Here is a 19,457-nt window from a genome sequence, read left to right on the forward strand (position 1 = left end):
GCGATGAATGCCAATGATGATCTGTCGGGCCAGCCCTTGCCTGCCAACGACCGTACCCAGTTTATGCCGCGTCCCGGTGGCCGGGCGCCGGAGCCTGCCCGCGCCGAACCGGCGGCACCGCTGTCGGTGCCGGCCGCGCCGCTGCCGATCGGCCAGTCCCAAGGCCTGAACCCGCTGGAGAGCGCTGCCGGTCCTTTGCTGGCGCTGTTGACGCGTCTGCGCAACACCATCGCCCATCCGGCGCCGGCCAGCCTGCGGGCGCAATTGCTGGCTTATCTGCGCCAGTTCGAAGAGCGTGCCGAAGGTGCCGGTATGGCCCGCAACGAGGTGCTGCTGGCGCGTTACGCGCTGTGCACCGCCCTCGACGAAGCGGTGCTGAGCACGCCTTGGGGCAGTGCCGGCGACTGGGGCAAGCAGAGTCTGCTGATCACCGTGCACAACGAAGCCTGGGGTGGCGAGAAGGTCTTCCAGTTGCTCGACCATTGCCTGCAAAGTCCGCGCGAACGCCTGTATCTGCTGGAGCTGTTGTACCTGTGCATCTGCCTCGGATTCGAAGGCCGCTACCGGGTGATGATCGACGGTCGCAGCCAGCTCGATGCCCTGCGCGAGCGCACCAGCGCGGCGATCCGCAGTGCCCGTGGCGAATATGAGCGCGAGCTGTCGCCGCATTGGCGCGGCCTGACGGTGGTGCGGGATCGCCTGAGCCAGTTCATGCCGCCCTGGGTCGGTATCGCCGTCGGCCTGGCGCTGTTGCTGGTCCTGCTGTTCGGCCTGCGCCTGAAGCTGGCCGCCGACGCCGAGCCGGTGTTTCGCAATATCCATGCCCTGGGCGAGATCCCGGTGCAGACCATCGACCGTCCGGTGATCCAGCCCAAGGTGGTGGAACGGCCACGCCTGGCCGGTTTCCTCGCCGATGACATCAAGGCCGGCAAGGTCGCCGTGGAAGACAAGGTCGACCGCTCGGTGGTGACGATTCGCGGCGACGAACTCTTCGCTTCGGCCAGTTCCAGCATTGTCGACGACTACCAGCCGCTGATGCTGCGCATCGCCGATGCCATTCGCAACGTGAAAGGCCAGGTGCGGATCACCGGGCACAGCGACAACCGGCCCATCGCCACCCTGCGTTTCCCGTCCAACTGGGCATTGTCCCAGGCCCGGGCCGAGCAGGTGCTGCAGATCCTCGCGGCGAAAACCGGCACGCCTGCACGCTTCAGCGCCGAAGGGCGTAGCGACACCGAGCCGCTGGCTTCGAACGCCACGGCCGAGGGCCGGGCGAAGAATCGTCGGGTGGAAATCACAGTCTTGGCGGAGGGCGTCGAGTGAAGGCGTTTTTCAGTTTTGTCGTTCGCTGGGTGATTCCGCTGTTGGGGCTGATCGCCCTGAGCCTGATCATCTGGTTTGTCGGTCCGCTGCTGGAAGTGCTGGTGCCGGAAGGTCGGCGCTGGACGCTGATCATCCTGATCTTCGCGGTGTGGATCGCTTACCGCGTGTTCCGTCTGATCCAGGCCCGGCGCCAGGCCGCCAAGGTCATGCAGAGCCTGGCCGCGGAAACCCCGCCGGACCCCGCCAGCGTCGCCACCGCCGAAGAACTGGCGACCCTGCGCCAGCGCATGGCCGAGGCCCTGGCGTTGCTCAAGAAAGCCAAGCTCGGCGGTGATGAACGTCGCAACCTCTACGAGCTGCCGTGGTACGTGATCATCGGCCCGCCGGGTTCGGGCAAGACCACCGCGCTGGTCAACTCCGGACTGCATTTCCCCCTGGCCGCGCAGTTCGGCGCCGGGGCGATTCGCGGTGTCGGCGGTACGCGCAACTGCGATTGGTGGTTCACCGACGAAGCCGTGCTGCTGGACACCGCCGGCCGCTACACCACCCAGGACAGCCATGCCCAGGTGGACAAGGCGGCCTGGCTGGGTTTCCTCGATCTGCTGAAAACCCAGCGTCCGCGGCGTCCCATCGACGGCGCCTTTATCGCCATCAGCCTCTCGGACCTGCTGCTCAGCACCGACGCCGAGCGCGCCGCCCATGCCACGGCGATCCGCGCCCGTATCCAGGAGTTGTACACCCAGCTCGGTGTACGTTTCCCGATCTACCTGATGCTGACCAAGCTCGACCTGGTGCCAGGGTTCATGGAGTTCTTCGACGCCCTGAGCAAGGAAGAGCGGGCCCAGGTCTGGGGCATGACCTTCGACCTGGACGACGGCAAGAACGCCGCCGGTCCGCTGGCGAGTTTTCAAAAAGAGTTTGCCGGGCTCGAGCAGCGCCTCAATGCGCGGCTGGTGGAGCGTCTGCAACAGGAACGCGACCCGGCGCGGCGCGACCTGATCTACGGTTTCCCCCAGCAGTTCGGTGCGTTGAAGACCTGCTTGCAGGATTTCCTCGACGGCGTGTTCAAGCCCAATGCCTATGAAGATCGCGCCTTGTTGCGCGGGGTGTATTTCACCAGCGGCACCCAGGAAGGCAGCCCCATCGACCGCCTGATCGGCGCCATGGCCCAGAGCATGAACCTCGACCGCCAGCAGTTGGCGCGCCAGAGCGGCAGCGGGCGCAGCTACTTTATCGAGAAGCTGTTCACCGCCGTGGCCTTCGCCGAGCGCGGGCTGGTGGGGGTCAACCCCAAGGTCGAACAGCGGCGCAAATGGTTGGCCCGTGGGGTGCTGGCGACCACGGTTGCGGTGGTGCTGGTGGTCGGTACGCTGTGGTGGGTGAGTTTCCGCGCCAACGAGGCCTATATCGCCCAGGTCGACCAGAAGGTCGCGCCCCTGGGCCAGAGCGTGCAGGAGCTCAGCCCGGCGCAACGCGACGTGCTGGCGGTGCTGCCGTTGCTCAATGCGGTCAAGCACCTGGCCGGCGATGCGCCAAACTGGGCCGAAGGCCTGGGCCTGTACCAGGGCGATATGCTCGAAGCCGAGTCCGCCAGCGTCTATCGCAAGTTGCTGATCGCGGTGTTCGCACCGCGCCTGCTGACCCGGGTCGAAGAACAACTGCACGGCGGCGGCAATTCGGACTTCCTCTACGAAGGCCTGAAAGCCTACCTGATGCTGGCCGACAACGAGCATTACGACCCGCAGTTCATCAAGGCCTGGATCGCCCTCGACTGGGACCGCAGCTTGCCGCGAGACTTGCCGCCGGAGCAGCGCGCCGCCCTCGGTGAGCATCTGCAAGCCCTGTTCGAACGCCGTCCACCGAATGCCCGGCTGGACGAACGGCTGATCGACGACCTGCGCCGCCAACTGCAGCAGCTGCCGGTGGCGCAACGGGTCTATGACCGGGTCAAACGCCAGAAGCTGCCGGAAGGCGTGCCGGATTTCCGTCTGAACGAGGCCGCCGGGCGGGATGCGGCGCTGGTGTTCAGTCGCAAGAGCGGCAAGCCCCTGGGCGATCCCCTGAGCGGCTTCTTCACTGCCAAGGGTTATCGCCAGGCCTTTCTGCTGACCAGCCTGAACCAGGCCAATACCGTTGCCGAAGAGCAATGGGTGCTGGGCCGCGACCCGGCCGAACAGCAGAATGTCGCCAGCCTCGCGGCGGATGTGCGGCGCCTGTATTTCCAGGACTATCTGCGCCAGTGGGATGCCTTGCTCGCCGATATCGACTTCGTGCCCATCACCAGCGTGGCCCAGGCCTCGGATGTGCTGCGGGTGATTTCCGGTCCGACCTCGCCGCTGAAAAAGCTGCTGGTGGCGGTGGCCAAGGAAACGGATCTGCAACAGGACGAGCGTCTGCTGGCGGCCCAAGGCAAGCCGGTCGCGGGCAATGTCGATCAACTCAAGCAGCGCCTCGGTTCCCTGCTCGGTCAGGAACAGGCGACGGGCAATGCTGCGCCGGTGGAGACGCAAGACCCGGTGAGTGCGCACTTCGCCGAACTCAATGCCCTGGTCAACAAGGGTGAAGGCGAGCCGGCGGCCATCGATGCCTTGCTGGCGGACCTGAATGCGCTCTACGTGCAGGTCAGCGCCATGTCCGGTGCCAGTGGCGATGCCCTGCTTGGTGAGGCGAAGAACCAGGCCTCGGCCGCCGCCACGCGGGTCAGCCTGAATGCCGAACGCCAGCCACCGCTGGTCCAGGGTCTGGTCAAGTCGGTGGTTACTTCCACCACCAACAGCATGATGGGCGGGGTGCGCAATCAACTGAACGCGGCCTGGACCAGCGAAGTGGTCAACGTCTACCGACAATCCCTCAGCGGCCGTTATCCGCTGGCGCCCGGCAGTGCCCGGGATGCGACGCTGGAGGACTTCGGCCTGTTCTTCGGCGTTGGTGGGGTGATGGACAACTACTTCCGCAAGTATCTGCAACCCTATGTCGACACCTCGGCAACCCCTTGGCGGTGGCAGCCGGGGGCAGCGCAGAAACTCGGGATTGCCCCTGGTGTGTTGCAGACCTTTCAACGCGCGGCAGCGATTCGCGATGCGTTTTTCCGCTCGGGCGGTACCCAGCCGACCGTACGTTTCGAACTCAAGCCAGTGGCGATGGATGCGTCCATCACCCAGTTCCAGCTTGAGCTCGACGGCCAGCAGGTCGGTTATGACCATGGCCCGAGCCGGCCGGTGGCGATGCAATGGCCGAACCCCGGCAGCGTCGGCGTGGTGCGCCTGTCGATCACGCCGCCGTCGGCCAGCGGGCGCTCCGGGATCACCCTGGACGGGCCCTGGGCCTGGTTCCGCCTGCTGGAGCAATCGGACCTGGTGGCCGGCAACGCGCCGGATCGTTTCAACCTGCGCTTGCGGGTGGATGGCGCCAGCATCTCCTACGAGTTGCGCGCCAGCAGTGCCTTCAATCCCTTCAAGAGCCGCGTGCTCAATGGCTTCAGCCTGCCGGAGCGGTTATGACAACGGTGGGTTTCTACGGCAAGCTGGCCAGTCGCGGCGATTTTGTCAGTCGCGGTTTGCCGCAGAGCTTTATCCAGCCCTGGGATGCCTGGCTGGCCTCGGGCTTGCTCGCCAGCCAGCAGCAACTCGGTGCTGACTGGTTGGGTGTGTACCTGGTCAGCCCGCTCTGGCGTTTTGTGCTGGCGCCGGGCGTCTGCGGGCCGGACGCGGTGGCCGGGGTGTTGATGCCGAGCATCGACCGGGTCGGCCGCTATTTTCCACTGACCGTGGCCGTGGCCCTCGATTCCGAGCACGCCCTGGCGGCGGTGGTCGGCGGCGCGGATGCCTGGTTCGAACGGGCCGAAGCCCTGTTGCTGGCGACACTGGAGGAAGACGCCGGTTTCGAGGCTTTCGACCAGGGTGTCCAGGACCTGGGTGGCCTACCGTTCGCCAACAAGGCACCGAGCAGCGAGTTCGCCGGCCTGCAACGCTTTGCCGCGCTCGACGCAGCGAGCCGCGCCAGCGCCCTGGCCGAACAGGCCTGTGTCGGCAGCAGCCTCTGGTGGGGACGTGGTTCGCAGCGGATCGAGGCCGGCCTGATGCGCTGCGCGGGCCTGCCGGCGACCGCCGATTTCGGCAGTTTCCTTTTGGGCAGGGGGGCGTCGATCTAAATGGCACAGACACCTGCAATCACTTACCAGTCGGCCAGCTACAGTCATGTCGGCATGGTCCGCCAGATCAACGAAGACGCCTTCCTGGAGCTGCCCGGCGCCGGGCTCTGGGTAGTGGCCGACGGCATGGGCGGGCACGCGGCGGGGGACTACGTCAGCAGCCTGATCGTCGACACCCTGCGGCGCATCCCGCCCTCGGACGCCCTGGGGCTCTACACCTCGGCCTTGCGTTCGCGCCTGGCCGAGGTCAATGCCGCCGTGCGCGAGGAAACCGCCCACCGTGGCGTGGCGATGATGGGCAGCACCGTGGTGTTGTTGGCGGTACGTGGGGCCGAAGGCGTGTGCCTGTGGGCCGGCGACAGTCGCCTGTATCGCCTGCGTGACGGCCAGTTGGAGAGCATTTCCCGCGATCACAGCTATGTCCAGGACCTGCAGGACAGCGGCCTGCTCAGCGAGGCCGAGGCGCGGGTGCACCCACGAGCAAACATCGTCACCCGGGCGATTGGCGTGGAGGCGCAAGTGGAGTTGTCGATGGTGCCGTTCCAGGTACTGCCCGGCGACACCTACCTGCTGTGCAGCGACGGCTTGAACAAGACCGCCGAAGACGCCGAGATCCGCGACGTGCTGGCCCATGCCGACCCCTATGACGTGGTCCGCAGCCTGGTGCACCTGGGCCTGACCCGGGGCGCCCCCGACAACATCACGGCGATTGTCGTCAAAGCCACCTGAAGACCCCCGACACCATGGACATTCTGATTCCCGGATTCGATATAGGCGAGGAGATTGGCGAAGGCGCCATGGCAACCGTCTATCTGGCGACCCAACGGTCGCTGGAGCGCAAGGTGGCGCTGAAAGTGATGGCGGCCGCCCTGGCCGCCGACCCGACCTTCTGCGAGCGTTTCCTGCGCGAAGGCCGGACCCTGGCGCGGCTGTCGCATCCGAACACCGTGACCATCCACGATATCGGCAATGTCGGCGAGCTGTATTACATGGCCATGGAATACCTGCCCAACGGCACGCTCAAGGAGCGGATCGCGGCGGGGCTGAGCCCTGAGCAGGGTTTGGCATATGTCCGCCAGATTGCCTCGGCCCTGGGGTATGCCCATGCCCAGGGGCTGGTGCACCGCGATGTGAAGCCGGCCAACATCCTCTTTCGCGCCGACGGTACCGCGGTGCTCTCGGACTTCGGCATCGCCAAGTCGCTGGATGATCGCACCCAGTTCACCCAGGCCGGGTTTGCCGTGGGTACGCCGAGCTATATGAGCCCGGAACAGGCCCGGGGCCAGGACCTCGACGGGCGTTCCGACCTGTATGCGCTGGGGGTGGTGCTCTATGAAATCCTGGTCGGCAAGTTGCCCTATATCGGCACCGATGCACTGTCCACGGCCCTGGCGCACCTGACCGAGCCGCTGCCGGAGTTACCGCTGCAGCATGGGCGCTACCAGGAAGTCCTGCGCCAGCTGTTGGCCAAGGACCCGGCGGCGCGTTTCGCGGATGCGGCGGCCCTGCTGCGGGCGCTGGATAACCTCCCGGCGGAAAACCTTGATGCCACTCTGGTCCAGCCGTTGGCGATTGTGCCGCCGACTCCGACTGCGCCACCCGCCAGCGACCTGGGTGGACTGACACCGGTGTCGATCGAGATTCCCACTGCGCCCCCGACACCTGCGCCGCCACCAAGACCCGCGGCTACGCCGGTGCTCGACCGTTCCGCCGAGTCCGGACAACGGCGTGGCCCGGTGCTGACGCTGGTCGCCGTGGCGGTAGCCGCCGCCCTTGGTTTGGCGGGCGTCGGTTACTGGTGGTTGGGGCGTGACAGCCATCCCGCGACGCCGAGCACAGCGGCGCAGCCACCGGCAAAAACACCGTCGGTGCTGAATCGGCCACCGGCTTCCAACCCGCCGCCGACCCAGCCACCTGGCGTGACCCAAGCCGTGGCGGCGGATCTCGACGGCGGCCAGCGCCCCTTGTTGATGGCCGGCAAGAAGACCCTGTTCCAGCGGGTCCTGAGCAAGCCCGGGGCGAGTTTTGCCAGCGAGCCGGGGGCCAAGCCGGACAAGCCGCTGCCGGCGTTCTCGGTGCTCTATGTCTACCAGCGCAAGACTGTCGACGGCAGCGCCTGGCTGCGGGTCGGTGCCGCCACTGACGGTCGCAGCGAAGGCTGGTTGCCCCAGGATGCGGTCAGCGACTGGAAGCAGAGCCTGGTGCTGAAATTTACCGAGCGCTCCGGGCGTGCGCCGGTGATGTTCCTGCGTGACGCCGCCGATATCGACAAGCTGCTGGCCAATCCTTCGGCGGCGAAGAACCTGTTGCTCAATGCACAGAAAAATCCCCAGGATGACCAGCGCGTGCTGGCCCTGGAGCCGGCCGCCAGCGCGGTGCCGCAGAACCAGTTCTACCTGCTGCCGATTTTCGATTCCCGCGAAAGCCTGGATGAAAACGGCCAGCCGGTGCAGTTGCTCAATGTCGCCTCCATCGACCCCGGCAGCACGCCGAAAGCCGTCGGCAATGGCGCTGCCCCGGCAGTCGCCGCCGACACCTTTCGCACCGCCATCGTGCTGGTGGTGGACACCACGGAGTCGATGCAACCCTATATCGATCAGGTCCGCGACGTGGTCCACGAGCTGCAAAGCCAGATTGCCCAGCGTGGCGAGCTGGACAGCGTGAGCTTCGGCCTGATCGGCTTTCGCAACAATATCCAGAAGACCCCGGGCCTGCAGTACCTGACCAAGACCCTGGTGACCCTCGACCAGGGCCGCGACCCGGAGCGCTTCCTGGCGCTGGCGCGGGATGTGAAAGCGTCGACGATCTCCAGTCACTCGTTCAACGAGGACTCCTTTGCCGGGGTCATGCAGGCGGTCGATGGCATGGACTGGTCGGGCTACGGCGGCCGGCTGATCCTGCTGGTCACCGATGCGGGCTCGTTGCGCAAGAACGATCCCTACAGCAGCACCAAAATGAACGAAGCGGAGATCCGCCAGGCCGCGCTGGGCAAGCAGATCAAGATCTACGCCTTGCACCTGCGCACCGATGCCGGGAAGAAGAACCATGCGTTCGCCGAGCAGCAGTACCGGACCCTGACCGCCGATGCCAACCCGCAGATCGGCGATTTGTATATCCCGGTCCAGGGCGGCGACGTGCACAAGCTGGGCGAGCGGGTCGGCGAAATCGGTTCGGTGTTCGCCAACCTGGTGCACCAGGTGCGCAGCAACCAGACCCAGGCCGTACCGCTGCTGGCCGCTTCGCCGAGCCTGGCGGACAAGACGGCGGCCATCGGTTATGCCATGCACATGGATTTTCTCGGCCACAAGGCCGCCAGCCAGGCACCGCAACTGGTCAGCGCCTGGACCGCCGACCGCGACCTGACCAATCCGGCGCTACCGGCGTTCCAGGTCTGCGTGATGCTGACCAAACTGCAACTCAACGAGCTGCAACAGTCGCTGAAACTGATCGTCGACGCGGCGCGCAAGACCCAGACCTCGCCCAAGGATTTCTTCCAGGAAATCGCCAGTGCCAGTGCTTACATGAGCCGCGATCCGCAGGCCCTGCGCAAGGGCGGCAACCTGGCCGACGGCGGCCTGCTCGGCGAGTACCTGGAAGGCCTGCCGTACCGCAGCAAGTCGCTGAACATGACCCAGGACCTGTGGCTGTCGCTGAGCGTGGCCGAACAGGAAGACTTTATCGACGAACTGGACTCGAAGATCCGCCTCTACGAAACCTTCCACAACGATGTGGCCAATTGGGTCCGGTTCGGCGATGCCGAGCCGGGTGATGCGCTGTACCGCGTACCGTTGTCGACGTTGCCGTGATGATCAGTCTGCGAGAAGTGCGCAAGACGCGGGGCGAAGGCGCCCAGCGTTACAGCCTGGAGGTGCCGCGCCTGAGCCTGGCGCCCGGCGCGCAGTGGGCGGTGGTCGGGCCCAGCGGTTGCGGCAAGAGCACCTTGCTCGACCTGCTGGCGCTGGTGTTGGCGCCGGACCGGGCGGGGTTGTTTGCCTTCGACGATTCGGCGGGTGCGCAGGATATTGCCGCGCTCTGGCGTCAGGGCCAGCACGATCGCCTGGCGGACCTGCGCAGCCGAAAGCTCGGTTATGTGCTGCAGACCGGCGGCCTGCTGGGGTTTCTCGATGTGCGCGGGAATATCGCCTTGTCGCGTCGGCTTCTGGGGATGAAGGAGGACGGCAGTGTCCAGCGGCTCGCCGAGCAACTGGAAATCGCCGATCAACTGGACAAGAAGCCCCAGGCGCTTTCAGTAGGCCAGCGCCAGCGGGTCAGTTGTGCCCGGGCCTTGGCCCATGGTCCACGGCTGCTGTTGGCCGATGAGCCGACGGCAGCCCTCGATCCGCTGAATGCCGGACGGGTCATGCAGTTGTTGCTGAACCAGGCTCGGGAGCAGGGCGCCTGTTGCGTTATCGCGACCCATGACGAAGCCCTGGTGCGCGACCTCGGCGTGCCGGTATTGCGGATTGCCTGCCAGCGCGATGGCGACGGTGGTGTGACGGCGATCCTGGAGCAGACGCCATGACCCGCGCCGCCCTGATCGCCGGCCTGGCCTGGCAGGACTATCGCACCGACTGGCGGCTGTCGGCCTGTGCGGTGCTGGCCCTGGTGGCGGTGATCGCGCCGTTGCTGGTGCTGTTCGGCCTCAAGTTCGGCCTGGTCAGCAGCCTCACCGAACGCCTGGAGCGCGACCCGACGGTGCGCGAGATCATTCCCCTCGGCGGCGGGCGTTTCAGTGCGGCGTTTATCGCCGGGCTGGGGCAGCGTGAAGACGTCGCCTTTGCCTTGCCGCGAACCCGGCAGATCGCCGCGACCGCCGATCTTTCGACCAGCGGCCAGGGGCCGGTGGTCAATGTGGAAATGCTGCCCACCGCCGAGGGCGATCCCTTGCTCGGCGCCTTGCCCGCGCCGGTCGGCCTGGCGGCGATGCTGCTCAGCCAGACGGCGGCGGAGAAGCTCGGGGTGAAGGCCGGCGACTGGTTGCAGGTGTCTTTCGGCCGGCAGGTGGCCGGTCGCCTGGAAAGCCGCCACACACAGATTCAGGTGCAGGCGGTGTTGCCGCTGGAGGCCTTCGAGCGTGATGCGTTGTTCGCCCCGCTGGGTCTGCTGGAGGCCGCCGAGGATTATCGCGACGGCCTTGGCGTGCCGGTGCTTGGCTGGGCCGGGGAACCGGCGGGCACCGCCGCGCAACGGGTCTATCCGGGGTTTCGCCTGTATGCCCGCGGGCTGACCGATGTCGAGCCGCTGCGACGTTATTTCGCCGAGCGCAACCTGCTGGTCTCGACCCAGGCCCAGACCATTGCCCAGGTGCAATCCCTGAGCCGCAACCTCGGCATCGTGTTCTGGGTCATCGCTGCATTGGCCCTGGCCGGTGCCTTCGCGGCGCTCTTCGCCGGCGCCCTGGCGGCGGTCGAGCGCAAGCGCCGCGAGCTGTCGGTGTTGCGTCTGCTCGGGCTCGGCACCCGCGCACTGCTGCTGTTCGTGGTGCTGCAAGCGCTGTACAGCGGCCTGTTTGCGGTACTGCTCAGTGACGTGCTCTACGGCGTGGCGGAGTGGGGCCTGAACCTTTTGTTCGTACAGGCGGCCGGCGAGTACGCCAGCCGCCTGTTGTTGCCGCACTACCTGCTGGCACTTTTCAGCGTGTTGGCGGTCTGTGCTCTGGCTGCCGCCCTGGGGGGCTGGCGCGTGGCGCGGATAGAAGCTTCGGAAGGAATCAGAGATGTATAAGTTGCGCGGCGCGGCCCTGGCGGTTCTCATCGCTTCCCTGTGCCTGGGGGCCTGGGCGCGGGCCGATGAGGACAGCGAAAAACTCGACAACCCCAAGCCCCTGGCCGATGACATCAGCCTGCCGCTGCCCTGCGAGGGCGAGATGGTGTTTCGCGCGGTCTATGTATTGGCGCGCGGCACCCTCGATGACCGTGAGATCAGCCTCGGCTATCCCTTCAGCGAGGATGAACCGGGCTACAAGCAGTCGTTTATTTCCGGCTATCGCCGCGACTTTATCAACGGTCAGTTCACCCTCAAGGACCTGCCCGGCGCCTGGCAGAAATCCATTGCCCCGACCCTGCCGAAGACCGACGCCGACTCGCCGCTCAAGCCGATGTTCTATTTCATCGGCAAGTACCCGGTCACGGCGCGCCAGTACGCCCTGGTGATGGCCCAGGCACAAGCCCTGGCCAGCGGCGAGCCGGCGCCGGCCTGTGATGCGCCGAGTGGCGTGGCCGGGCGCCTGCCCAAGGTCAAGGTCTCGCGTTTTGACGCCGAGCGTTTCTCGGCGGTCTACAGCGCCTGGTTGATGAAGTATCACCGCGACCTGCTGCCGGTCAGCGGCCGTGGCTCGTCGGCTGACGACGGTGGCCTGGGCTTTGTCCGCCTGCCCACCGAAGTCGAGTGGGAGTTCGCTGCCCGTGGCGCCCAGGCGGTCAGTCGCCAGGACCTGGAAGGCCGCCTGTTTCCACGGCGGGCGCCGGGGAGCGACAGCGACGGGCCGCTGTCCGACTACGCGGTGTTCAACCAGGTGGCCGGCGGCACCGGCCAGGCGGCGCGGCTGATGCCGATCGGCACCAAGCTGCCCAATCCCATCGGTATGTTCGACGTGATCGGCAACGCCGCGCAGATGGTCCAGGAATCCTTCCAGCTGGTGCATGCCGGACGCCGCCAGGGCACCTACGGCGGTTTTGTGGTCAAGGGCGGTAACTACCTGGAAGGCGAGGGCACGTTGTTTACCGGCATGCGCCGCGAGTACCCGCTGTTCGCCGCCGACGGCACCGAGCAGAGCAACGAGACCACCGGTTTCCGCGTGGCCGTCGGCGCGCTCTCGGCGCCGCGCTCGCGCTACAAGGAGCTGTTCAGCCAATGGCAGCAGGAAGGCCGCCTGGCGTCCCTGACCGACGCCATCGACGACGCCCAGGACCCGACCAAGCGCCTGGACGGGATCATTTCCGCCAGCACCGACCCGAAGCTGCAAGCCGAGCTGGGGCTGGTCAACGAAGAGCTCAAGCGCAACGTCTCGTTGATCGCCCGCCAGCGTGAAGAGGCGGCCGGCAACCTGATCCAGTCGGCGGCCCTGGTGGCCGAGACGGTCAATAACTACAACATTCGCCTGACCAACCTGAAGAAGAGCCGCCAGCAGGCCGTCGATGCCAAGGACGATGCCGCCGCCAAGCTGTTCGCCGGGGCCATCGAGAACGGCACCAGCGCCCTGGACGGCGCGGTGGCGATCTATATCGACAACCTGGCAACGGCCACGCGCTATACCGATGCGGTGATCCAGGCGCAGTTCCAGCGGGTCAAGGAAGAACTCAATCGCAAACCCGTGCTCGGCAACAGCCTGGTCGCACGGGCCACCTTGTTCGTTCGTCATGTCGGGGATTACCGCAAGCAACAGCGGGCCGATCCGGCGGCGATCTTGAAAGCGTTACTCGCATCGACCGCCCAGCAGCCATGAGCGGTCGGTATCCGGCGAGTGTAGAGGGGACTCGGACGGCAGGGTGCCGTACCGGGCAAGTCAAAACCAAAAAAGGGAAATAAACATGATCTTCTCCAGCAAACCCCTTGTTTCGACCTCCAAGTGCCGTGCCGCGCTGTGGGTTGCCGCCGGATTCAGCACCGTGCTGATGGGCGGTTGCGCCACTTCACCGACCTCGAAAGTCGGCGCGACGACCAAGGTCGAGTTCTACCCGACCTGCTACGAGCCGGTGCAGCACCTGCGTGCGACTGACTCGGACATGACCAAGTCGATCGCCACCGGCGCGGTGATCGGTGCGTTGGGCGGTGCCGCTCTCGGCGCGCTGACCGGCGACGACTCGGCCAAGCGTGGCCGCAATGCCGCCATCGGCGCGGCCGGCGGTGCCCTCGCGGGTGGCGCGGCGGGTTACTACACCGAGAAGCAGAAGCAGATCACCGATGACAACCAGCGCATCGGCTCCTATGCCCAGGACATCAACAAAAGTGCCGCCGACATGGACCGCAACACGGCCTATGCCAAGGCGTCGCAGAGCTGCTACCAGCGTGAGTTCGCCAACCTGGTGTCGGCACGCAAGGCCAAGACCGTCGGCGACGCCGAAGGTCGCAAGCGCCTGGCGGAAATCGTTTCGGGCCTGAAAGAGTCCAATGACCTGATCGTCGCCGTGAACGGGCGTTCGGCCGAAGACCTGAACAACTACACCCAGGCCTATGAGCAGGATCTGCGTCAGGTCGGCGTGCAGCGTACCGACGTGGTCACCGTGGCGACCGCCGACAGCAACCCGGTCGTGCCGACCACCACCAAGGGCAAGAAGGTGAAAGTGGCGAAGAAGGCGGCGCTGCCGGTCGTGCCTAAGGAAGCAGTGGCTACCGAGAAGACCCTCCAGGACGCCAACGCCAAGAAAGCCGTCAGCCAGGACGTGGCCACCAGCGGTCAGTCCCAGGTCAACAGCATGTGCAAGAACCCGGACCTGGGCGACTGGGCACCGGTACCTTGCCCGAATGCCTAAGCTACGGATCGTCTGACAATTTGTCGGTATAAGCGTTAAACGCCTGCCGATCTCCCGGGTAAAACGGGAGATCGGTGGCGTTCTTCAGGTAAAGCGCTACACTGCGCCGGCCGTTAATCTTTTCTGCCGAGGCTGTGTGCATGAAATTTCGCTTTCTTCTCTGGGCACTGGGTCTGTTGATGGCCCGGGCCAGCCGTAAAAACCCCGCCTTCCAGCAGCAACTGGCCGACAAGGCCCTGGTGTTCCAGCTGCAGACCCTGGACGGTAAGGTCGCCCGCCACTTTATCGTCAAGGATCAGCGCATCAGCAGCCGCTCCGGGACTTATCCGGAGCCTGCGTTTGCGATTGCCTTCAAGGATGCCGCCTATGGCTTCGCCACGCTGCAGGCGAAGAACAAGCAACTGGCGTTCATGACGGGGATTCAGGACAAGTCGATCCAGATCAAGGGCAATCCGGCGCTGGTGATGTGGTTCCAGGGCTTGATGAAGTACCTCAAGCCGCGGAAGAAGAAGGCCTGAGTCGGCTCTGATTTTCACCACATGGCTGGAAATCGGCGCCGAATTGTAGGGGTAGGGCTTGTCGGGACGCTGCACCGCCGCGAAGCTTTTGGCGGTCTCAAGGGCCTCTTCGCTGGCAAGCCAGGCTCCTACAGTTCCGTGTCGTTCGCACAATTTGTGATCGACGCCGGACTGTAGGAGCAGGGCTTGCCCGCGAAGCTTTTGGCGGTCTCAAGGGCCTCTTCGCTGGCAAGCCAAGCTCCTACAGTTCCGTGTCGTTCGCACAATTTGTGATCGACGCTGAACCTGTAGGAGCAAGCTTGCTCGCGATAGCGGTGTTCCAGACGCCGCTTCAGCCCTGGCTGAACTGCGAAGCCAGTTCGCGCAACAGCACTTCGGCTTCCAGTACCTTGTTCACCACATCGTCGGCCTTGTCGCGGGACAGCCCCAGGCGTTCCAGCAAGGCATCCGGAATCTCTTCATCCGGGCCCGAGCCGATATTGCGACTGCGCAACAGGCGCACGGCCAGGCACACCAGGTTCGGATAGGCGGCATAGTCGCCGTCGTAGCTCGGATCGTGCTGGAAGCGCAGCGCGGTGGACAGCTCCTCCGGCATATCCCAGTAGCGCATCAGCCAGGCACCGATCTGCTCGCGGCTGATACCCAGCAAATGCTGCTCGATATAGCTGTGGCACAGGTGCGGGTTGACCTCCAGGTGCCGGCAGATCAGCGAGAAATGCGGCGGGAAGACGTGGGCCAGCAGCAGGTAGCCGAAGTTGTGCAGCAAGCCAGCCAGGTAGGTCAGGCCCGCTTCCGGGCGCTGGGCGCGGGGCATGGCGCGGGTCAGGCCTTCGATCACCGCGGCGGTGTAGATCGATTGCTGCCAGTAAGGCGTGCTGTGTTGCGGGTGGTCCTTGGGCAGGCTCAGGGTCTTGCCCAGGGCCAGGCCCAGCGCCAGGTTGATCACCAGGTCGAAACCGAGCACACGGACAATCGCATCTTCCACCGAGCGGATCTTGCCCGGCGAGGCGTAGTAGGGCGAAGCCGCCCAACTCACGACCTGGGCCGCCAGCGACGGGTCGGTTTCGACCACGCCGGTGATGTCGTCGATGGTCGCGTCGGGGTCGACCCGCAGCTTGATGATCTTTTGTGCGGTTTCCGCCAGGGGCGGAATCTCGATGGTCGCTTCCAGGCGCTGCTGGATCCGCCGCGCGGTGAAGGCTTGCACGGCCTGGGTGATTTCCTCGCGGTCATCATGAGGGCGGTCGAGGTTGGGACGGATACTGGATACGGCTTCGCCGAAACTGGCGGCGCTGGCCTTGCTCAGCATACCCTTGAAGTCGTCGCTGGAAATTTCCAGCAGCAGGCCGGCTTCACCGGAGTCGATCAGCAGGCTCGGTACACGCAGCAGTTGCTCTTCGTACAGGCACGGCGAACTGGTCAGTCCGGGCAAGCCCGGCAGCAGGTGCAGGTTGTGTTTGCCGAGCATGCGTTCCATGCGTTCGGTGGGCACCGCCGTCAGGCGCCGGCCGGTCAATTCGGTCAGGCGGTTGAGGTCGAGCAGTTGGTCCTGGGGAAACAGGACCATCAGTGCACCGACTGCATCGTCGAGCAGCACGGCCTGGACCTTGCGCGCGGCCGGCAGACCAGGGTGGTCCAGGACTTCGCTATAGCGGATGGCGAGCTTGTCGAGCAGCAGCCGGACCACAGACGGGGTGTGCGGGGTTGCATCGATGAGGGCAACTTCTGTCATGGTCTGTATCCGGGTTCCTACAATTTTCCCAGTATAACCAGCTTGGCCGTCCTAATGGTCTATAAACTGTGAGGTCTATCACACTTGGCCGTATTGCTGTCCATGGCGCAGCCAGCGGTCGAGTAGCGGGCTGACATGCTGCGGCCAGCGTGCCATCAGGGCTTGCGCGGCATCGCGGACCGCCGGCAGCAGATCGGCGTCGCGCATCAGGTCGGCGACCTTGAATTGCAGGAGCCCGGTCTGGCGGGTGCCGAGCATTTCCCCGGGGCCGCGCAGCTCCAGATCCTTCTCGGCGATGATAAAGCCGTCGTTGGTCTCGCGCATGATGCCCAGGCGTTGGCGACCGATCTGTGACAGTGGCGGATGGTAGAGCAGCACGCAGTGGCTGGCGGCGCTGCCCCGGCCGACCCGGCCACGCAGCTGGTGCAGTTGCGCCAGGCCCAGGCGCTCGGGGTTCTCGATGATCATCAGGCTGGCATTGGGCACGTCGACGCCGACTTCGATCACTGTGGTCGCCACCAGCAGTTGCAGGGCACCGGCCTTGAATTCGGCCATCACCGCCGCCTTTTCCGCCGGTTTCATACGTCCGTGGATCAAGCCGACGCGCAGTTCGCCGAGGGCTGCGGTGAGCTCTTCGAAGGTGGTTTCGGCGGCCTGGCAGGTGAGTTCCTCGGATTCCTCGATCAGTGTGCAGACCCAATAAGCCTGGCGGCCTTCGGCACAGGCGGCACGCACCCGTTCCACCACTTCGAAGCGCCGGCTGTCGGTCACCAGCACGGTGTTCACCGGCGTGCGGCCTGGCGGCAGTTCGTCGAGGATCGAGGTGTCGAGGTCGGCATAGGCGCTCATGGCCAAGGTCCGCGGGATCGGCGTGGCGGTCATGATCAACTGGTGCGGGCACATCCGTCCGCCGACGCCTTTCTGGCGCAGGGCCAGGCGTTGCTGGACGCCGAAGCGGTGCTGTTCGTCGATGATCACCAGGGCCAGGTTCTTGAACTGCACTTCGTCCTGGAACAGCGCGTGGGTGCCGACCACCATCGGCGTGCCGCCGGCGATCTGCTCCAGGGCGGCGACCCGGGCCTTGCCCTTGAGCTTGCCAGCCAGCCAGGCGGTTTCGATGCCCAGCGGTGCCAGCCAGCGCTGGAAGTTGATGAAGTGTTGTTCGGCCAGGATCTCGGTCGGTGCCATCAATGCCACCTGGTAGCCGGCTTCCAGGGCCTGCAAGGCAGCGAGGGCGGCGACCACGGTCTTGCCGGCGCCGACGTCGCCCTGGATCAGCCGCAGCATCGGCTCCGGCTGGCTGAGGTCATAGGCCACTTCGTTGCCGACCCGTTGCTGGGCGCCGGTCGGTGGGAAGCCGAGGTTGGCGAGGAACTGCCCGGGCAGCCGTTGCGCTTTCGGCAGGGCCGGTGCGCGCAGGGCCTTCAGGCTTTCGCGCAGGCGTTGCTGGGACAACTGATGCGTCAGCAGTTCCTCGAAGGCCAGGCGGTGCTGGGCCCAGTGATGACCGAGGGCGAGTTCGTCGACATCGGCATCGGCGGGTGGTTGGTGCAGATAGCGGATGGCTTCGTCCAGCGGTGCCAACTGGTAGTCGCGGGCCAGTTCCTGGGGCAGCCAGTCCGGCAGGCTGCGCGGGCCGAGCATCGCCAGGCTTTGCTGGCAGAGTTGGCGCAGGCGTTGCTGGGTCAGGCCTTCGGTCAGCGGGTAGATCGGCGTCAGGGTGGTGTCCACCGGCGGCGGTTCGTCGCCGCTGATGGCGCGGTATTCCGGGTGGTAGATTTCCAGGCCGGAGGCGCCGGGGCGGGCTTCGCCGTAGCAGCGGACATGGGTGCCGCGCTTGAGGCCGTCCTTTTGCGCGGTGCTGAAATGGTAGAAGCGCAGGCTCAGGCTACCGGTGCCGTCGTTGAGGCGCACCAACAGGCTGCGGCGCTTGCCCATGACCACATCGGCGCCGCTGACCACGCCTTCGATCACCGCGTCCTGGCCCGGACGCAGGGCGCCGATGGGCACCACGCGGGTGCGGTCCTGGTAGCGCAGGGGCAAGTGGAAGAGCACGTCCTGGAGATTCTCCAGGCCGACCTTGGCCAGCTTTTCGGCCATGGCCTCGCCGACACCCTTGAGTGCCGTGACCGACACTTGCGACAGTTCAGCCACGTCGATCAGCTCGCTGCGGGAGGCTTGGCCACCGAGCACAGGCGGATCGAGTCGGCGAGGATTTCAATCGCCTTGGGCCGCGGGAAGCTGGCGCGCCAGGCGATGGCCACGGTGCGGAACGGCACCGGCGGCGTCAGCGGACGTACTTCGATCACGCCGGGAGCGTAGTGATGGCTGTCCACGGCCGACAGCGGCAGAACCGAAATGCCCAGGCCGGAAGCGACCATATGGCGGATGGTTTCCAGCGAGCTGGACTCGACCGTGGTGTGCCGGGCCGCGTCGCCGCCCTTGGCCAGGGTCGGGCAGGCTTCGAGGACCTGGTCGCGGAAGCAGTGGCCTTCGCCCAGCAGCAACAGGCTCTTGTCGTTGAGCAGGGCGCTGTCGATGGTTTCCTTCTTGGTCCAGGGGTGCGAGGCCGGCATCAGGACGTAGAACGGTTCGTCGTAGAGCGGCAGGGTCAGCACATCGGCTTCATTGAACGGCAGGGCGATGATCACCGCGTCCAGTTCGCCGTTGCGCAGCTTGTCGCGCAGCACGTGGGTGAAGTTTTCTTCGATATACAACGGCATCTGCGGGGCGACCCGGTGCAGTTGTGGGATCAGGTGCGGGAACAGGTAGGGACCGACGGTGTAGATCGCGCCGACTTTCAGCGGTGCGGTCAACTGGTTCTTCCCGGCCTGGGCCAGCTCGCGGATGCCCTGGGCCTGTTCGAGGACCTTCTGCGCCTGGGCAACGATGGTTTCGCCGACGGGGGTCAGGCGCACGGCGCTCTTGCTGCGCTCGAAAATCAGCACACCGAGTTCGTCCTCGAGCTTTTTCACGCCGACCGACAGGGTCGGCTGGCTGACATGACAACGCTCGGCCGCGTGGCCGAAGTGTTGTTCCTGGGCGAGAGTGACGATATAGCGTAGTTCTGTAAGAGTCATAGCGAGCGTCCATGAGGTTGCCGGGCCAAGCATAACGGCTGCAATCGATAGACGCACGTTATCAGACGCAGGAAGAACGACGATTGTCGTTCAGGGCGGTTTTAGTGGGTTTTTGTTCGGGCGGTAGGACGTGAACTTGTGTGCGGGCGTAGCGGAGATTTTGTGGGAGCGAAGCTTTTGGCG

General features: G+C 65.6%; 13 protein-coding genes. 10 read left to right on the forward strand and 3 right to left on the reverse strand.

Features of this window, described 5'->3' with window-relative positions; translation table 11 throughout:
• The first annotated feature begins 3 nt into the window (after nucleotides 1–3).
• The 10 genes from HX830_RS13780 to HX830_RS13825 all read left to right on the forward strand — a co-directional run bounded on the left by HX830_RS13780 (nucleotide 4) and on the right by HX830_RS13825 (nucleotide 14,462).
• The gene (locus HX830_RS13780; RefSeq protein WP_103495515.1) at nucleotides 4–1,323 is read left to right on the forward strand and encodes a DotU family type VI secretion system protein; all 1,320 of its coding nucleotides are present in this window, start codon (nucleotides 4–6) and stop codon (nucleotides 1,321–1,323) included.
• Complete coding sequence (gene tssM, locus HX830_RS13785; RefSeq protein ID WP_177100766.1) at nucleotides 1,320–4,823, forward strand: type VI secretion system membrane subunit TssM; 3,504 nt, start codon at nucleotides 1,320–1,322, stop codon at nucleotides 4,821–4,823. Before HX830_RS13780 ends, tssM begins: the two co-directional genes overlap by 4 nt.
• Nucleotides 4,820–5,473 (forward strand): type VI secretion system-associated protein TagF, encoded by a 654-nt coding sequence (gene tagF, locus HX830_RS13790; RefSeq protein ID WP_152736659.1) that lies wholly within the window; start codon nucleotides 4,820–4,822, stop codon nucleotides 5,471–5,473. Before tssM ends, tagF begins: the two co-directional genes overlap by 4 nt.
• On the forward strand, nucleotides 5,474–6,202 hold the full coding sequence (locus HX830_RS13795) for a PP2C family protein-serine/threonine phosphatase (RefSeq protein WP_103495512.1): 729 nt from the start codon (nucleotides 5,474–5,476) through the stop codon (nucleotides 6,200–6,202). It begins immediately after the preceding gene.
• Nucleotides 6,203–6,216: 14 nt separating this feature from the next.
• A complete protein-coding gene (locus HX830_RS13800; RefSeq protein WP_177100768.1) occupies nucleotides 6,217–9,279 on the forward strand; it encodes a serine/threonine-protein kinase in 3,063 nt (1,020 codons plus the stop codon).
• The gene (locus HX830_RS13805) at nucleotides 9,279–9,995 is read left to right on the forward strand and encodes an ABC transporter ATP-binding protein (protein ID WP_103495510.1); all 717 of its coding nucleotides are present in this window, start codon (nucleotides 9,279–9,281) and stop codon (nucleotides 9,993–9,995) included. Before HX830_RS13800 ends, HX830_RS13805 begins: the two co-directional genes overlap by 1 nt.
• A complete protein-coding gene (locus HX830_RS13810) occupies nucleotides 9,992–11,197 on the forward strand; it encodes an FtsX-like permease family protein (protein WP_152736661.1) in 1,206 nt (401 codons plus the stop codon). The genes HX830_RS13805 and HX830_RS13810 overlap by 4 nt, the downstream gene beginning before the upstream one ends.
• Nucleotides 11,190–12,917: a formylglycine-generating enzyme family protein gene (locus HX830_RS13815; protein WP_177100777.1), complete on the forward strand. Its 1,728-nt coding sequence runs from the start codon at nucleotides 11,190–11,192 to the stop codon at nucleotides 12,915–12,917. Before HX830_RS13810 ends, HX830_RS13815 begins: the two co-directional genes overlap by 8 nt.
• A gap of 85 nt (nucleotides 12,918–13,002) precedes the next feature.
• Nucleotides 13,003–13,944 carry a type VI secretion system-associated lipoprotein TagQ gene (gene tagQ / locus HX830_RS13820; protein WP_103495507.1) on the forward strand — a complete coding sequence of 314 codons (942 nt, stop codon included), beginning with the start codon at nucleotides 13,003–13,005 and terminating at the stop codon, nucleotides 13,942–13,944.
• Nucleotides 13,945–14,084: 140 nt separating this feature from the next.
• The gene (locus HX830_RS13825; protein WP_103495506.1) at nucleotides 14,085–14,462 is read left to right on the forward strand and encodes an SCP2 sterol-binding domain-containing protein; all 378 of its coding nucleotides are present in this window, start codon (nucleotides 14,085–14,087) and stop codon (nucleotides 14,460–14,462) included.
• A 331-nt stretch (nucleotides 14,463–14,793) separates the two neighbouring features.
• Here the strand turns inward: HX830_RS13825 and HX830_RS13830 are convergent, their stop codons facing one another.
• The 3 genes from HX830_RS13830 to HX830_RS13840 all read right to left on the reverse strand — a co-directional run bounded on the left by HX830_RS13830 (nucleotide 14,794) and on the right by HX830_RS13840 (nucleotide 19,274).
• A complete protein-coding gene (locus HX830_RS13830) occupies nucleotides 14,794–16,194 on the reverse strand; it encodes an aminoacyl-tRNA deacylase and HDOD domain-containing protein (RefSeq protein ID WP_177100779.1) in 1,401 nt (466 codons plus the stop codon).
• Between the two features lie 78 nt (nucleotides 16,195–16,272).
• Nucleotides 16,273–18,348 (reverse strand): ATP-dependent DNA helicase RecG, encoded by a 2,076-nt coding sequence (gene recG, locus HX830_RS13835; RefSeq protein ID WP_103499765.1) that lies wholly within the window; start codon nucleotides 18,346–18,348, stop codon nucleotides 16,273–16,275.
• A gap of 5 nt (nucleotides 18,349–18,353) precedes the next feature.
• On the reverse strand, nucleotides 18,354–19,274 hold the full coding sequence (locus tag HX830_RS13840; protein ID WP_103499764.1) for a hydrogen peroxide-inducible genes activator: 921 nt from the start codon (nucleotides 19,272–19,274) through the stop codon (nucleotides 18,354–18,356).
• Nucleotides 19,275–19,457 lie beyond the last annotated feature (183 nt).

Origin of the sequence: Pseudomonas gingeri (assembly GCF_013385425.1) — a bacterium.
In the GTDB taxonomy this organism is placed as follows: Bacteria; Pseudomonadota; Gammaproteobacteria; order Pseudomonadales; family Pseudomonadaceae; genus Aquipseudomonas; species Aquipseudomonas gingeri_D.

Coding starts and splice junctions, on each gene's coding strand:
- HX830_RS13840 (WP_103499764.1), bottom strand. CDS start 19,274: ATGACTCTTACAGAACTACGCTATATCGTCACTCTCGCCCAGGAACAA.
- HX830_RS13800 (WP_177100768.1), top strand. CDS start 6,217: ATGGACATTCTGATTCCCGGATTCGATATAGGCGAGGAGATTGGCGAA.
- HX830_RS13780 (WP_103495515.1), top strand. CDS start 4: ATGAATGCCAATGATGATCTGTCGGGCCAGCCCTTGCCTGCCAACGAC.
- HX830_RS13805 (WP_103495510.1), top strand. CDS start 9,279: ATGATCAGTCTGCGAGAAGTGCGCAAGACGCGGGGCGAAGGCGCCCAG.
- HX830_RS13795 (WP_103495512.1), top strand. CDS start 5,474: ATGGCACAGACACCTGCAATCACTTACCAGTCGGCCAGCTACAGTCAT.
- HX830_RS13825 (WP_103495506.1), top strand. CDS start 14,085: ATGAAATTTCGCTTTCTTCTCTGGGCACTGGGTCTGTTGATGGCCCGG.
- HX830_RS13810 (WP_152736661.1), top strand. CDS start 9,992: ATGACCCGCGCCGCCCTGATCGCCGGCCTGGCCTGGCAGGACTATCGC.
- HX830_RS13815 (WP_177100777.1), top strand. CDS start 11,190: ATGTATAAGTTGCGCGGCGCGGCCCTGGCGGTTCTCATCGCTTCCCTG.
- tagQ (WP_103495507.1), top strand. CDS start 13,003: ATGATCTTCTCCAGCAAACCCCTTGTTTCGACCTCCAAGTGCCGTGCC.
- HX830_RS13830 (WP_177100779.1), bottom strand. CDS start 16,194: ATGACAGAAGTTGCCCTCATCGATGCAACCCCGCACACCCCGTCTGTG.
- tagF (WP_152736659.1), top strand. CDS start 4,820: ATGACAACGGTGGGTTTCTACGGCAAGCTGGCCAGTCGCGGCGATTTT.